The 14572-nt window shown below is 34.6% G+C and carries 16 protein-coding genes; 2 read left to right on the top strand and 14 right to left on the bottom strand.

The window, feature by feature from the left end; genetic code table 11:
- Nucleotides 1-2: 2 nt before the first annotated feature.
- Together QM865_RS04865 and QM865_RS04860 are read right to left on the bottom strand one after the other, a co-directional pair.
- Nucleotides 3-335, bottom strand: coding sequence for a putative DNA-binding protein (locus tag QM865_RS04865; protein WP_000402066.1), 333 nt, complete (start codon nucleotides 333-335; stop codon nucleotides 3-5).
- Nucleotides 336-425: 90 nt separating this feature from the next.
- Nucleotides 426-803 carry a DUF1934 domain-containing protein gene (locus QM865_RS04860; RefSeq protein ID WP_261071482.1) on the bottom strand — a complete coding sequence of 126 codons (378 nt, stop codon included), beginning with the start codon at nucleotides 801-803 and terminating at the stop codon, nucleotides 426-428.
- A gap of 71 nt (nucleotides 804-874) precedes the next feature.
- On the opposite strand from QM865_RS04860, the gene QM865_RS04855 reads away from it, so the two are divergent.
- Both QM865_RS04855 and yidA read left to right on the top strand, forming a co-directional pair.
- Nucleotides 875-2179, top strand: coding sequence for an HD domain-containing protein (locus QM865_RS04855; protein ID WP_414306149.1), 1305 nt, complete (start codon nucleotides 875-877; stop codon nucleotides 2177-2179).
- A 12-nt stretch (nucleotides 2180-2191) separates the two neighbouring features.
- Complete coding sequence (gene yidA / locus QM865_RS04850; RefSeq protein WP_173278523.1) at nucleotides 2192-2998, top strand: sugar-phosphatase; 807 nt, start codon at nucleotides 2192-2194, stop codon at nucleotides 2996-2998.
- A gap of 152 nt (nucleotides 2999-3150) precedes the next feature.
- On the opposite strand, the gene QM865_RS04845 is transcribed toward yidA, so the two are convergent.
- The 12 genes from QM865_RS04845 to QM865_RS04790 form a co-directional block, all read right to left on the bottom strand.
- Nucleotides 3151-4290 carry a site-specific integrase gene (locus tag QM865_RS04845; protein WP_414306148.1) on the bottom strand — a complete coding sequence of 380 codons (1140 nt, stop codon included), beginning with the start codon at nucleotides 4288-4290 and terminating at the stop codon, nucleotides 3151-3153.
- A 37-nt stretch (nucleotides 4291-4327) separates the two neighbouring features.
- The gene (locus QM865_RS04840) at nucleotides 4328-4663 is read right to left on the bottom strand and encodes a DUF771 domain-containing protein (RefSeq protein WP_125410961.1); all 336 of its coding nucleotides are present in this window, start codon (nucleotides 4661-4663) and stop codon (nucleotides 4328-4330) included.
- A 55-nt stretch (nucleotides 4664-4718) separates the two neighbouring features.
- Nucleotides 4719-4964 (bottom strand): DUF4160 domain-containing protein, encoded by a 246-nt coding sequence (locus QM865_RS04835; RefSeq protein WP_414306147.1) that lies wholly within the window; start codon nucleotides 4962-4964, stop codon nucleotides 4719-4721.
- Nucleotides 4957-5208 (bottom strand): hypothetical protein, encoded by a 252-nt coding sequence (locus tag QM865_RS04830; RefSeq protein WP_084919846.1) that lies wholly within the window; start codon nucleotides 5206-5208, stop codon nucleotides 4957-4959. Before QM865_RS04830 ends, QM865_RS04835 begins: the two co-directional genes overlap by 8 nt.
- A 466-nt stretch (nucleotides 5209-5674) precedes the next feature.
- A complete protein-coding gene (locus tag QM865_RS04825) occupies nucleotides 5675-6502 on the bottom strand; it encodes a hypothetical protein (protein WP_414306146.1) in 828 nt (275 codons plus the stop codon).
- Between the two features lie 10 nt (nucleotides 6503-6512).
- Entirely contained in the window at nucleotides 6513-7343 is an 831-nt protein-coding gene (locus tag QM865_RS04820; RefSeq protein WP_414306145.1) for an LPXTG cell wall anchor domain-containing protein, read from the bottom strand.
- Between the two features lie 20 nt (nucleotides 7344-7363).
- On the bottom strand, nucleotides 7364-8464 hold the full coding sequence (locus QM865_RS04815; protein WP_414306144.1) for a phage tail tip lysozyme: 1101 nt from the start codon (nucleotides 8462-8464) through the stop codon (nucleotides 7364-7366).
- Nucleotides 8464-10512, bottom strand: coding sequence for a hypothetical protein (locus QM865_RS04810; protein WP_414306143.1), 2049 nt, complete (start codon nucleotides 10510-10512; stop codon nucleotides 8464-8466). Before QM865_RS04810 ends, QM865_RS04815 begins: the two co-directional genes overlap by 1 nt.
- Nucleotides 10513-10522: 10 nt before the next feature.
- The gene (locus QM865_RS04805; protein ID WP_414306142.1) at nucleotides 10523-13027 is read right to left on the bottom strand and encodes an ATP-binding protein; all 2505 of its coding nucleotides are present in this window, start codon (nucleotides 13025-13027) and stop codon (nucleotides 10523-10525) included.
- Complete coding sequence (locus QM865_RS04800) at nucleotides 13011-13403, bottom strand: TcpE family conjugal transfer membrane protein (RefSeq protein WP_060805768.1); 393 nt, start codon at nucleotides 13401-13403, stop codon at nucleotides 13011-13013. The genes QM865_RS04805 and QM865_RS04800 overlap by 17 nt, the downstream gene beginning before the upstream one ends.
- A gap of 9 nt (nucleotides 13404-13412) precedes the next feature.
- Nucleotides 13413-13631, bottom strand: coding sequence for a TcpD family membrane protein (locus tag QM865_RS04795; protein WP_136937002.1), 219 nt, complete (start codon nucleotides 13629-13631; stop codon nucleotides 13413-13415).
- Between the two features lie 5 nt (nucleotides 13632-13636).
- Nucleotides 13637-14566 carry a conjugal transfer protein gene (locus QM865_RS04790; protein WP_414306141.1) on the bottom strand — a complete coding sequence of 310 codons (930 nt, stop codon included), beginning with the start codon at nucleotides 14564-14566 and terminating at the stop codon, nucleotides 13637-13639.
- Nucleotides 14567-14572: the final 6 nt, after the last annotated feature.

The following is a 14572-nucleotide window of genomic DNA, read 5'->3' as shown; positions in this document are numbered from 1 at the left end:
TCTTATTCTCTATTATCAATGCTTGTTAAAATTTCTATCTGCTCCTGCAGAAAGTCATCCTTGGGATAGCGCTCCAAAATCTGATCAAAAATCTGACTGCGGACAATGTAGTCCGAGTACATGTGCAACTTCATCTCATAATCTTCCAGAATCTTTTCTGTCCGCTTGATATTGTCATAGACAGCCTGACGACTGACACCAAACTCCTCGGCAATCTCAGCAAGGCTGTAATCATCAGCGTAGTAGAGCTCGATATAATTCATTTGCTTGTCTGTCAAAAGCGCTGCATAAAATTCAAAGAGCGCATTCATACGATTGGTTTTTTCGATTTCCATAACTTTTATTATACCAAAAATTAGCCTAATCTACCACATTAGCAGGCTAATCCGAGAAGATAGCCAGGTAAATTTGAAAAAGACATGAGCCTAGCCCCAAGTAATTTCCAATTGATAGCTGGCAAAGGGATGTCCCTCTTGATTTTGTAGTTGATAATCTAAATGAATATTTTGCCCATCAACTTCATAACGGCTCGTTTGAATGATAAACTCCTGCATACCCATAGGTGTGGGAATATAGGCTAAACTATCACTATCCTTTAGAAAGCGCATAATGGTCTTGGGATTGGAAAAACGGCTCATCACCAGTTCTTGACCATGGAATTTAATCACTACTTTTTCCTTTTCCTCATTATAAAAAAGCAGGTAGCTATAATCTCCCTTTTCATGCACTTCCACGTCATAAAGCTGATCAATCACTTCCAACTGCTCATCAAACTGAATCGTATTTCGCATCCGAATCTTCACATCAGGTCCTCTTTCTTCTCTCTTGTCCTACTATTTTACCAAAAACTCTAGCTTTTTGCTATAATGGTCATATGAACGAAAAAGTATTCCGTGACCCAGTTCACAACTACATCCATGTCAATAATCAAATCATCTATGACTTGATTAATACAAAAGAATTTCAGCGTTTGCGTCGTATCAAACAACTGGGAACTTCCAGTTATACCTTTCACGGTGGAGAACATAGTCGCTTCTCTCACTGTCTAGGAGTCTATGAGATTGCACGACGTATCACGGAGATTTTTGAAGAAAAATATCCTGAAGAATGGAATCCTGCCGAGTCTCTCTTGACCATGACCTCTGCTCTCCTACATGACCTTGGGCATGGTGCTTACTCCCATACTTTTGAACATCTCTTTGATACAGATCATGAGGCCATTACTCAGGAAATTATCCAAAGTCCTGAGACAGAGATTCACCAAGTCCTGCTACAAGTGGCGCCAGATTTTCCAGAAAAGGTTGCCAGTGTCATAGACCATACCTACCCTAACAAGCAGGTTGTGCAACTCATTTCTAGTCAGATTGATGCAGACCGCATGGACTATCTCTTGCGCGACTCCTATTTTACAGGTGCTTCCTATGGAGAATTTGACCTGACTCGCATTCTCCGAGTCATTCGTCCTATCGAAAACGGTATTGCCTTTCAGCGCAATGGCATGCATGCCATCGAAGACTACGTCCTCAGTCGCTACCAGATGTACATGCAGGTTTATTTCCACCCAGCAACACGCGCCATGGAAGTTCTCCTACAGAATCTCCTCAAACGCGCAAAGGAACTCTATCCTGAAAAAAAAGATTTCTTTGCACGAACTTCTCCACATCTCCTGCCATTCTTTGAAAAAAATGTGACCTTAGCTGACTATCTGGCTCTGGATGATGGTGTGATGAATACCTACTTCCAACTCTGGATGACCAGTCCTGACAAGATTCTCGCAGATTTGTCGCAACGCTTTGTCAACCGCAAGGTCTTTAAATCCATTACCTTTTCACAAGAGGACCAAGACAAACTTGCTAGCATGAGAAAATTGGTTGAGGACATCGGCTTTGATCCCGACTACTATACTGCCATTCATAAGAACTTTGACCTCCCTTATGATATCTATCGTCCCGAATCTGAAAACCCACGGACACAGATTGAGATTTTACAAAAAAATGGAGAACTGGCCGAACTCTCTAGCCTGTCTCCTATCGTCCAATCCCTTGCTGGTAGTCGCCACGGAGATAATCGTTTCTACTTTCCGAAAGAAATGTTGGATCAAAACAGCATCTTCGCAAGTATTACCCAGCAATTTTTACACTTGATTGAGAACGATCATTTTACCCCAAATAAAAACTAGAAGAGGAAATTTATGAGTATTAAACTAATTGCCGTCGATATTGACGGAACCCTAGTCAACAGCCAAAAGGAAATCACTCCTGAAGTCTTTTCTGCCATCCAAGATGCCAAAGAAGCTGGTGTCAAAGTCGTGATTGCAACTGGCCGCCCTATCGCAGGTGTTGCCAAACTTCTAGACGACTTGCAGTTGAGAGACCAAGGTGACTATGTCGTGACCTTCAACGGTGCCCTTGTCCAAGAAACTGCTACTGGCCATGAGATTATCAGCGAATCCTTGACCTATGAGGATTATCTAGATATGGAATTTCTCAGTCGCAAGCTCGGTGTCCACATGCACGCCATTACTAAGGATGGTATCTACACTGCCAATCGCAATATCGGAAAATACACAGTGCACGAATCAACGCTCGTCAGCATGCCCATCTTCTACCGCACCCCTGAAGAAATGGCTGACAAGGAAATTGTCAAATGTATGTTTATCGATGAACCAGAAATTCTCGATGCTGCGATTGAAAAAATTCCAGCCGAATTTTACGAACGCTACTCCATCAACAAATCGGCTCCTTTCTATCTCGAACTCCTTAAAAAGAATGTGGATAAGGGTTCAGCTATTACTCACCTAGCTGAAAAACTTGGATTGACCAAAGATGAAACCATGGCTATCGGGGACGAAGAAAATGACCGTGCCATGCTAGAAGTCGTTGGCAACCCCGTTGTCATGGAAAATGGAAATCCAGAAATCAAAAAAATCGCCAAATACATCACTAAATCTAACGATGAATCCGGCGTAGCCCATGCCATCCGTACATGGGTACTGTAAAAGTGAAGAATATACGAAAACCGCTCAGCAGAGCGGTTTTTGATGTATAATTACTGCCCCCTGCAGGAATAGAAAAACAACCTGAAATCCTTATTCTACAGGCTTTTCTGTATATGTTGGTCAATTTTTGGTCAAAGTTTTTGTTTTCTTTTTTATTCTTTATCAAGCATAAATTGTCTAATCAATTCATACTCCTTATCAATCACCTCTTGCAATACGTGACCATAAGTTTTTATAATCTGCTGAATATCTTTATGCCCCAGTATTCTTGCAACAACCCAAATATCAATCCCTTTAGCTAAAAGATATGAACCGTATGTATGCCTTCCTGCTGTCGCTGTCATTTCCTGATTCCCAAATCCAAGTTCTGATAAACATACTCTTAAACTTTTATTCAAGCCTGAGTTAGTAGGTATTTTATACCTTCTATCATAAAATACTAAATCATATTTCTTCAATTCTTCACGATCAAACAAAATTTTCTCTTGCTCAATTCTTAATGCTTCCAAAACAGACAATAAATCATCATCAATCGGAATTTCTCTTATAGAAGTTTTCGTTTTCGGAGGTACAAACTCTTGCCGATCTCCTACAAATCGTCTATATGTTTTAATTGTTTTATTGTTAAAATCAATATCTGACCAGCATAATGCCATACCTTCACCAACCCTAAAGCCAGTCTTAAACAAAAAATATAATAGATATGGTATCACAGATTCTCTATAATTAAACTTCGACTGTAAATGTGACAATAAATCTTTATATTCTGAAATACTATGAATATACTTATCATCAACATTGCCAGCTTCCAAACCAAATATTTTAACATCTTCTGTAATATCTGTTATCTGCAATCCACTACGCTGACTAAATTTTATAGCCGACCTTATATCTGCATTGATTCTACGCAAATGATCTTTCGTTACCTTTTCTCCAAATTCATTCAATCTCGACTGATATTCCTGATGATTAAGACTCATTGCAGGTATAAAAGAAAATATTTTCTCTATAGCCTGACCTCTTGCATAATATCCTTCCTTCGTCGCCTTAGCTTTTTCTGACGGAAGAATCACTAAGTTATACCAATCCTGCCACAACTCATATAAGGTAGCCTTACTGTCAAATCGTGCTGTATAGTTTGACTGAAATAGTTTCCTCTCTTTCTCCTGCGCTTCATTCATAGCTTCACGCTTCGTTTTAAATCCTGAATTTGTCGCAATAACTTTGCCTTTTTTATCAAAGATTCGATAATCCCAAAGTTTATTTTTGCCACGTTGTCTGTAACTTGCCACTATAACTCCTTTCTAAATGGCAATCATCACCATTCTATTATAACATCAATGATATTTTTTGATAGTTCTTATCAAAATATTCTCTTGTCTTTCTAGCTAAAAATCTATATGGTGAACCCTTACTTTTAGGATATAAAACAAAACCTTCATCATTCTGTTCAATATCTACTTCTTTTTTTATTGTAGGATTCAATAAAATATCATTTACCAGTTTAGTCTTGCTAATTGACAACAATTCCTCAACCTTTTCAATCGTCCACCATTGACCGACTTCTTCTTTTTGAAGCAAATCTAAATATTCAGACCGACTAATCAGAACCATATCAGCAGGAATCGGAACTTCAATATTAAATACTTGTTTCTGCTCTTTCATTTAAAACTCCTTCACACAACAAAAAAACAAGCCATCTATGACTTGTTTTTAGTTCTTAATATGCACTTTTTTGGTACTCATTCCATAAAGCCTGAAGTTCATCTGCATTTTCTAAAACATATTGTCTTACTATTTTCATATCTTTTGACTTTAACTTTCCATCACGAAGTTCACCATTTAAAAACATTGATCCAACTTCCTCGCCATGAATATAAATATGAATATGAGCCTTCTGACCTTTATGGTTGTGTTCGTTCGGACGAATCTCAATACCATACTTTAAGAAAGAATACTTAGGCATGTAATAACCCCACGTAGTCCTTCCACGTTTCAAGGTAGTTATCACGATTCAATTCAATTTGTTTTTGAGCAAATCGAACATCATAATCTGCCAAGTCAAAATCCTCTAAGACTTCACCAGTAAGAATACTAAATGTACCAATCAATTCTTCATCATCATACATACGCAGAATTGGATTGTTAGGATTTTTGGAAATATCTTCTTTGGTTACTTCCAAATTTGTCACACCAAATTCTTTAATCATGATTCCTTCTCCTTTCACTTTCTTTTATTATATCACAAAAAACAAAATAATCCATTTCTGACTTATTCTTGACCTTTTCTTCCTAGTATCCGCTATTTTGGTATCCGTTCATTAAGTTTTACAAATAAATGATGATATTCAAATAAAACATTTACTATCTTATCACACTTTCTTGATAAACGTTCTATCTCCATACTATCATTCTCCGATGAACTTTCTAATGCTTTATTATTTGTTCCAAAAAGACAACATTCTCTCTAACTAAATCATCAAAATTCCTTGATACCTTTTTTAATTCTAACTTAAGTGAATTAATCCTAAAATATATAAATACTAATAAAAAAAATATACCACAAGTCAAAACAAACGTAAAATAAGCTAAACCTAAATAAATATTTTCCATTTTGCTCCTTTCTATCTTATCATATTTCCTAAAAAGAAAAAATAAGGCAAAGTTTCCTCTGCCTTATTCATTTACTAATCTTACTTTTACACCTTCCACTGTAAAAGCCTTTCTTCGACTTAAATCTAATCGAATCAATTTGAAATATAAATTTATTCTTTTTCCAAAAGGATATACTCTAAACACTAAATGATACATTTCATCTACATCAGAAAATCTTTTTTTCAAAGGAGCTTCAACACCATTCCATGCTTCTCTATAATAAGCAATACCAGTAAATCTTTCAACATTCAAAAAACTTAACTCTACAATTCCTTGATAAGTCTCTTTTACTACACGTTTATTAATCATAACCATTCGCTGATTTGCATCACTTTGACCTGCTTCCGTAAAAAGATTGATTTTAGGAGGTAACTCATCTTTTAATTTTCGAATTCCAAGGTAGGCCTTGTTTAAGATATTTTTGAATAGATAACGCTGAAAAAGTTTTGCTTGAAACCACTTCATAAACTGACAAATACCAATGCTAATAAGAGCTATTAAAATCCATAATGAAGATTCATTCTCTTGAAATGGAAAATCCACTACGATTGAAAAAATCAAGACTAACACAATACCTTCAGAAAATGAATAAATGAATCTCTCAACACCAAAACGCAATTTTGAAAAGGAAACAGCTAAGATAAAAATAACCATTAAAAATCCTAAATAATTTGAACTAATTTCAAGTATTGCTGATATTTTCTTAATCAGAATTGCACATGCTATCATTTCAAACACTAAAGATTGCCATTTAAACAACTGACCTAGCAGCCAATTCACTCCACAAATTGCAGATAATTTATACCCCAATTTATCAGATTCTCTCAAAATTCTAAACAACTCTTTCATCCTGTCTCCCTTAATTCAATTTACGTCGCCCCAAAACTGTCGCAATCAATCCTACAAATCCCCAAATAGTTGTGAAGATTGTACTAGCTGTCCCAGTATTCGGAAGGACTTTTAACTGACCTTCTTTATCTTTCAAAGCGATTGTACCGTCAGACTGCTTCACAGCGCCAATTTCATAAGGTTCTTTTTCTTGAAAATCACCTTCTTCTGTTTCAACTACTACCTTCCCTTGATTGGTAGATACAACTGTATGACCTGTATTCGTTTCAATAGGCTGTTCTTTGATTTCTTCTTTAGTGACATTCAATGGTTTAGGTTCATCAGTTTCCTTCACACCCACATTGTCTTCTGCTTTTTGTTTTGCTTCCTTAACTTCAGGAGTATCTTCTACAGTAGGCTTCTTATCTTCTTTTGGCGTTTCTTCTTTCGGTTTTTCTTCCTTCGACTGTTCTGATGGAGTTTTAGGTTCTACAACAACTCCTGTATTATCCTTTTCTTGCTGTTTCTCAGAATCTTTTCCAAGATTTTCAGAAGGTTTATCTTCTTTTGGTTTTTCCTCCTTCGGCTTTTCAGATGGAGTTGTAGGCTCTACCACAACTCCTGTATTATCTTGTGAAGGATCTTTTTCTGTTTTATTACCTAAATCAAGATTCTCACCTTCAGTTTGAATAGCAGGGACAACATCAGGCTTTTCTTCTTTTGGCTGTTCTGCCACAACTAAACCAGCAGTATCTTGTTTAGAAGCTACACTTCCACCCAAAGTTAATTCATCAGCATTTACACCAGCTACAAAGCCGCTTAATACAGTTACACAAACTAGTGTTACAATTTTTTTATTCATATTTTTTTCCTCTTTTTTCTTTATTTTCCAATTACATAATAAAAATTCTTTGCTTGTTCAGCAGTAAATACACGATAATCAGTAATTCCTGTTTCTTGCATTGGTTTAATTACATTACATTCAGAAATCAAAATTGAACCATCATCTCTCACATCTTCGACAAAGGCTACATGGCCATAAAAGCTATGACTGCCTGCTTGCCCCCCTTGAAAACTAAGAGCAGAATGTTTTGTAGGAGTATTCGTTACTTCATATCCTGACTTATGCGCCCAGTCTCGACCATTCCCCATGTATGGATCAAAATGTATTCCAAATTCTTTTGCTCGATTGAATACATACCAAGTACATTGACCATAAGGATAAGACTGAGTAATATAGCCTTCTTTTGTAATTTCCTTATCAATCGAATATCCACTAGGTAAATCAGTTGAAACTTGACCAAATGGCACATCAATACTACCAGCTATTGCGTTCCCACCTGAAGAACCATCGGATTCAATCGTACCTTTAAAGACTTCATACCACTTCTTACTATCCTTTTCCAGCTTCCCTAATTTTGTCTGACCGTCTGAAAGTGAGACACCTTCATAATGTTCAGACCAATATTTTGCACTTTCAAAAGGATCAGTCGCCTTTTGCATATAGTCTTTGACTTTTTTATAGCCATGATTCAACTCATAAGACATCAATTCCAATTCCACCGTACTATCTAAAGTACGAGAACTAGCATTTCTCCATCTATCACCATTGATAGTATTATCCCAACCCGACCATTGAAAATAACCAGCAACCCCACCTGATGGATTCGTTAGTTTAGGATCAAAGTCACTTTCTCTTTCAGCATTGGCAAGTGAACCACTAGCACCCTCTAAAGTAAATTTCTCCTTAGAGAGTTGCCAGTTTAGAATCTTAATGACATCTTCTGCTCTTTCAACAGAAATATTTGCCTTCTGAGACACCTCTTGCGCTGTTAATCGTGTTCTTTTTCCAGTTGTAGAATCAGATGAACCACCAGCAGAAATAACTCCGATAACGCTTAGAAGAATTAAGATAATCACTAAAAACGTAGGTATAAGACTTGCGAAAAAGAATCCAAAGCGTTTCGCTGTTTTGTTACCCATTAAATTTCAACCTTTTTCCTTGTTTTAGCTTTCAATATTTTGGTTTGCTTACTTAAAATTGCTTTAGAAGTTATTTCTTCATTTTTAGGATTTTTTACAACGTTTTTTCTTCTTTCCACAGACTTTGGATTGACCGTTTTCAGAGTCTGCAATTTCTGTTTTACTGAGCCTTCCTGATTCTCTTTAAATGGCTTCTGAACTTTCTTCAACCGTTCTTCCTTTAGCCGTTGAATTGACTCACGAGAAGCATTTTTCTGATCAGCAAATTTTTTAGCTCTATCTTTTTTGATTCTTTTCTTCTCATTCAAAACTTTTCTATCATCACTACCTTCTTTAAAGGCATTGGCTCGTACTCCATAGAGTTTATCTAAAGCCTTATTGCCTTTTTCTTTTAAAGCATTGACTGAACTATTTTTATGTTCCTTAATCGAATTCATTCGATTCTTAATCACATCACCTTTTTCAGCAACCTTTTCCACCAATGGACTTTGTTTTCGTAAAGTTTTAAGATTTTCACTCAACTTATCTTTACCCATCTTCAATCCACCTTTAGCAAGCTGTCCACCAACTTTGAGTCCGTTTTCACCTGCTTTCAAACCAGTCTTACCTGTTTTTGACAATCTTTCTTTCAGTTTTTGAACAGACTGAGAATTACTTATTTCTCGACCAATCTTACCAACAGGACTATTGGTTACTCTTGAAAATGCTGATAAAAGCGAATGTCTATACTTCCACATTAGAAACAATAATACACCTTTAAAAAAGACTGTAACTAGTAAATCACCACCTACAGCAGTAGAGATAAATTCAGTTAAAGTATTGTAAAAGAATGAAAATATACTAGTTGCTAAAAGCATAATGGATGATAAAGCAAGCATTGAAATTCCTTTTTTATTGAATCCAATCAATAAATGCTCCATCTTAGGAAACAGACTTAACAAAAGGATAAATGGTAACAATACAATCAAAAAGATAAAAACGATTAAAAAGAAGAATCGTGACCACCCTAACAATAAATAAATCGTTCCCATCACCATAATATCGACATCAGAAGCAAAGGCATACATAAATTTTAAGCCCCACTCATTTTTCAACATCTTATTTTCAGGATCTTTATCTTTTGCAAGATCTTTGACTTTTTTATCGCCAACTAAATGATCTCCATCCCCCTGCTTATAAGAAGCTAAATCTTCAAATTCTTTTTCAGAAAGAAGAAATGAACCATCTTCATTTACAGGAGAGTTCATATACTTATATCCCTTCAACAAAGTTTCAGAAAAATATGTTTCTACTCCATTTTTACTTTCGCCAGTTAAAGTTTTTGTAATTTCCCCATTCAAGGTAATTGTTGTTGTTCTAAAACTATCATAGACATGAGTTATCAAATACTTATTTTGACCATTTACATTAAGTTGAATGAAATAAACTCCAATACAAGTATAAATCAATAACATTTTTATCAACGTTTTGAAGAAACTACCTTTTCCAGTCGCAAATAGATACAGTAAATAAACTGCCATACTTGCACCAACCATATAAATAATTTCTTGACTAAACAAAGAAGAAAATACCTTACTAGAATTTCTTACCGTTTCATTCAATAATCCACTAACATCACTCATTCCTTCAACAGCAATATAAACTTGTGCAACTACATAGAAAACAAGTTTCCCAAGCCAAAAAACAGACTGAACTAGAGAATTAAAGAAATAATTGACATTGGAATCAAATCCAAAAAATTTTTTATCAAAGTAAACTTTACTTGTTAAATCAGACATCTTAGACTTATAATTCCCATAAGTTAGTTTGCTATTTTCTGCTTCCTTTTTCTTTTGATTCTCTTTTTCTTCTGCTTCTTTCTTAACCTTGTCTAATATTTTTTTAGCATTATCAGAAGGATCAACCAGTTTAGGCTTATTCGTGTTCCTATCAAATTCAATAATATCAAAGTTATTTTTTGGAAGAATATCTTTAACAGAATCAGCTTTTACAAAAGCAGGAAGAAGAAAGAAAGAACAAATAAACACTAGTAAAATATTTTTTCTCATATTCCTCCCCCTATACAGCAACTAATTCTGTTTCTACTGTTTCAAATAATTTCATTAAAATAGGATAAAGTGTACCATCTACTGTAATGCGCTCTTTTCTTCCAAACGTATCATAATAGATACATTGACCCATTGTTTGATTTTCAAGCCAAGAACGTGAAGAATCGTTATCTTCTACTCTCAAATGTTTCAAAATAGCTTCTGTTTCTGAATTTTCAGGAAAAGCAAATACTGTACCAAATCCAGTTCCATCTTCACTTGTTTTCAAATCTCTTACTGATTGAGTTACCAGCACTAAGAAATTATTGAATGATCGTCCAGTACGCTTAATTCGATTCACTACCTGCCTTCCAGCAGGAGTTGACATAATCTGCCATGCTTCGTCAAGGAATAACATTGTTTCCTTGTCCTTTTCACGTTCACCAAAAATCGCACAGAAATAAGTTAAAGAATACATGACAGTCAAACTTCTTAATTGACTTTCAGTCATTTCATCTTTATCTATACCTTTTGGCATATCCAAACCAGTAATTTCAACGATTGTAATTTTATTATCAACCTTCAGAACATTTTGGCTTCCATCAGAAAAACAAAGTGACAATAAAGAATTTTTTGAAATTCTTTTTAAGAAATATCCAGCAGTCTCAACATCTTCTTTTGAATTTTTCTCTAATTCATCAAAGACTTGTAACATACCGACTTTCTCACCAGCTTTCCTTCGTTCAATCACTTTGTCAATCGAATCTAACAAGTATGGTTGAACCTTGATATAGGTATCTTTATCCAATACAGAGCCTACAAGTACAGTTGCTAACTCTGTTAGTTCAGCTTCATCTTGTAAGAATGAGAATGGATCAAGAACACCTCTATTATTCTTATCTTTCATATCCAAGGTCACAAAATTGATTGACTTGATATATTCTTGAAGTTCATAAAATTCATCATTTTCTTCCAATTCAGATAACACAGTTAAATATTGTTTTTTCATTTCTGTTTTTGGATCAATATACAATACTTTTGTTTTCAATAAAGAATGATAGGTAAATAATAACTTAGTTAAGAATGACTTACCATTTCCAGTTGAACCAGTTATAGCTGTATGAGGATTGCTTGTTTCCTTACCCTTCACTCCAACTTTATTCGCTTGTAATAAATTTGAAAATACAATGTTTGTACTTGAATCAAGAGCCTTTTGAAAATCTCCATACCATGAAGAAATCTCATTATCCACTCGACCAATAGGAAAACCAATTTCTGTTCCAACCTTCTTAGTCGTAAACATTAAATTCTCACAAAGTCCACGTAAGCTTCCATATTGAAGGAATGATTCCTTTTTATTATCAAGAATTTCTGTCAATCTACTCTTATAGAATAGATATACCCGATCTGCAACAGCCTTGACAACTTCTACTTCCAATTCCTTCAATCGTGCAAACAGAATATCAAATTTAAGATTCAATTCTTCCAAACTGTCTGCTGTAATGGTTAAGGTATGAAGATAAGTAATCATCAATTCTTTATTATCATGTTTCTCCTGAAAATCTTCTAACAACTGATGGCTTTCCAAAACTTCAATCTTTTGAACATCATCATTTTCTGCTGTTTCATTTACCGTATTACCAAGATTCTTACGCTTGTTTCTTGCCCTGGATAAAAGTGAGAAAAAACCTTTTTGAGTTGAAAAACGGATTTTATACATACTATCAACAGGAAATTCAAGATTTTGGAGTTCTTCTTGTAAATGAAGATAAGATACATTTTTAGGATATGAAACAACAGGAATTGTCGCTACATAACTTGTTTCCTGACCATTGGTCAATTTCAAAGCATTCCCATCAACAACTTCAATAATTGTTTCATCTACATTCTCAATCGAATTTTCAAGTGCAATCAACTCACTTTCTTTATCATAGGTTTGACCACCAAGAAAATGAAGCCGATTCAATAATTCTAAATCAGCTTTTGAAACTTCTTTCACGTTCAAAGCATGGATTTTAGTTTGAATCACATCTTTCTGATTTTGCCAAGCCTTCCACCAATCAACTTTTGGTAGTTCTTCAAAACCAACCATTTTCATCACATTTTTACGATAAGTTTCTATCGTCTGTTCAACAGTTAGTTTAAAGTCCGAGGTTACATTAACTGACTTCAAAGGAACTACAAGATAATGCTTATACTCAAAGAGATAGCTTACTTCTTCTTCCAATCGTGACTTCATTGTAGATACAATGTAATTTCCTAAAGGACTTGTCCCTTGACCTTGCTCAATATCTTGTGATAACAAAGCAATTTTCTTAGCCAACTCTAAGTCAATATGTAAACTATGAATACTTAAATCATTGTACTCTGCCAAACTAGCTAAACAATTATAAACAATATCCTTACTAGTCTCCTTTTTCGTTTCTTCAATCGTATTGACAACTTGTGATTCAATTTCAAATACGGATAAAACCGTTCCATCTTTTAACAGAATCAAACCATCAGCAACCGACCAAATATTATTTGATAATTCCACGTTTGATACTTCTCACTTTCTCATATTTTATTCCTTTACAAATATATATTTTCTTTCGCTGACTATCGTATTCCTTCCAAAAAATCAAATACTCATAAATAAATCTAAATAATGTCTTTCCATCTAACTTATAATCAGCTAACAGATTCCCAAGTTTCCAACCAGTAAATGCAGCAGCCATAAAGCGCCAACCCCAATCAAGGTAAGGAATAAAGCCTAGTAAAAACCAGGCTAACACTAAAATTACTAGGCAATAGACAATCGCAGACATTTTAATTGCAAATGGTAAACTAAATTCTTCATTTAATTTATGCACCCAAACAGGCTGTCTAAATGCTGTTGTATAGACATACAGCTTCTTGTCTTTTCTTTCCATTTTTCATTCCTACTTAACTGCTTCAATCAATTTTGACCAAATAGGTTTAGTTGCATTTAAAACTGTTTCAGGATTTTCTAAAAAGAAAAGAATAAATCCTGCAACCAAAATAATAACAACCAATTTTCCTAACTGCTGTTCTTTCCATGCTTTCAATGCTTTCATTCCTGCAAAAAATGCTACTGCTGGAATACCAAACTTAGAAACTAAAAAACTAAATAATGCCATCTATCTTATTCTCCTTTTTCTTCTTTCTTGTTGTAATCTAATGGAATTGTATGATCCATCTTTTCTACAAAATAACTGTCTTTATCTTCTCTTAACTCAAAGCTAAAGTTCTCGCTATGAGTTGAGCCAGCTACTTCTAAAGTAATCTGAGCATAAGCCAAGATTTTCCCATCTTTTTCCTTAAAGTAGGTATAATCTAAACTCTTAAATGTTGCACCACCAATCGACTTAATATCTTTAGAGATTAAATCTAAATTCGCTTGACTAGTTGTGTAATTTTTAAAGAATAATTCTAAGAACGAAACTAATTTCTTTCTTTTACCTTCCCCAATTTCATCATTATCAAGTAAAGCCAAATGAGTTTCTTTTCCCACACCATTAGCTTTAAAATCACTTACAGGAGAGAACCATGGTAAACCAGATACATAGTATTTACCGTCTTTTTCTCCGTATGGAATCGAGAATTCTGTACCTACACGCTGATTCTTGTCATCTTTTTTTGTATCATAAACAATACGATATACAGCTATACCATCTTTAGCAAGTAACATACGAGCGCTAACTACCCACATTTCCTGCTTCGATTGACCTTGATTCTTAACTTCTGGAATACTTCCATAGTATTCATTCAACTTCGCTACATCATCTTCACTAGAGCCATTTTGTGAATTATAGGTAAAATATCTACTCACAAATCCATCTAAGAATTGTTCCAATTTACGATCTGTTTCCTTTTTTGATTCAACAACTGGTGAATTTGTCAATCTATCCATCATTTTTGAACTTGTCCTTAAAGAAACAAACATTGTAAAACCACAGAAAAGAATAAAAACAGATAAGCCTGCTAAAAAAATACGATTCGATTTTTTCTGACTTATCTGTTTCATTTTTACTTGCTTTTCTTTTCTTGGCTTCTTTAAATATAAATTTCTCATTTTTTC

The sequence above is a fragment of the Streptococcus mitis genome (assembly GCF_047462815.1).
Classification (GTDB): Bacteria; Bacillota; Bacilli; order Lactobacillales; family Streptococcaceae; genus Streptococcus; species Streptococcus mitis_DO.
This window is presented reverse-complemented; position numbering and strand designations above follow the sequence as displayed.

Excerpts from the sequence above, each read along its gene's own strand:
- yidA (WP_173278523.1), top strand. The coding sequence starts at position 2,192 with ATGAGTATTAAACTAATTGCCGTCGATATTGACGGAACCCTAGTCAAC.
- QM865_RS04830 (WP_084919846.1), bottom strand. The coding sequence starts at position 5,208 with ATGATTAAAGAATTTGGTGTGACAAATTTGGAAGTAACCAAAGAAGAT.
- QM865_RS04815 (WP_414306144.1), bottom strand. The coding sequence starts at position 8,464 with ATGGGTAACAAAACAGCGAAACGCTTTGGATTCTTTTTCGCAAGTCTT.
- QM865_RS04855 (WP_414306149.1), top strand. The coding sequence starts at position 875 with ATGAACGAAAAAGTATTCCGTGACCCAGTTCACAACTACATCCATGTC.
- QM865_RS04835 (WP_414306147.1), bottom strand. The coding sequence starts at position 4,964 with ATGCCTAAGTATTCTTTCTTAAAGTATGGTATTGAGATTCGTCCGAAC.
- QM865_RS04820 (WP_414306145.1), bottom strand. The coding sequence starts at position 7,343 with ATGAATAAAAAAATTGTAACACTAGTTTGTGTAACTGTATTAAGCGGC.
- QM865_RS04840 (WP_125410961.1), bottom strand. The coding sequence starts at position 4,663 with ATGAAAGAGCAGAAACAAGTATTTAATATTGAAGTTCCGATTCCTGCT.
- QM865_RS04865 (WP_000402066.1), bottom strand. The coding sequence starts at position 335 with ATGGAAATCGAAAAAACCAATCGTATGAATGCGCTCTTTGAATTTTAT.
- QM865_RS04825 (WP_414306146.1), bottom strand. The coding sequence starts at position 6,502 with ATGAAAGAGTTGTTTAGAATTTTGAGAGAATCTGATAAATTGGGGTAT.
- QM865_RS04795 (WP_136937002.1), bottom strand. The coding sequence starts at position 13,631 with ATGGCATTATTTAGTTTTTTAGTTTCTAAGTTTGGTATTCCAGCAGTA.
- QM865_RS04800 (WP_060805768.1), bottom strand. The coding sequence starts at position 13,403 with ATGGAAAGAAAAGACAAGAAGCTGTATGTCTATACAACAGCATTTAGA.
- QM865_RS04790 (WP_414306141.1), bottom strand. The coding sequence starts at position 14,566 with ATGAGAAATTTATATTTAAAGAAGCCAAGAAAAGAAAAGCAAGTAAAA.
- QM865_RS04810 (WP_414306143.1), bottom strand. The coding sequence starts at position 10,512 with ATGAGAAAAAATATTTTACTAGTGTTTATTTGTTCTTTCTTTCTTCTT.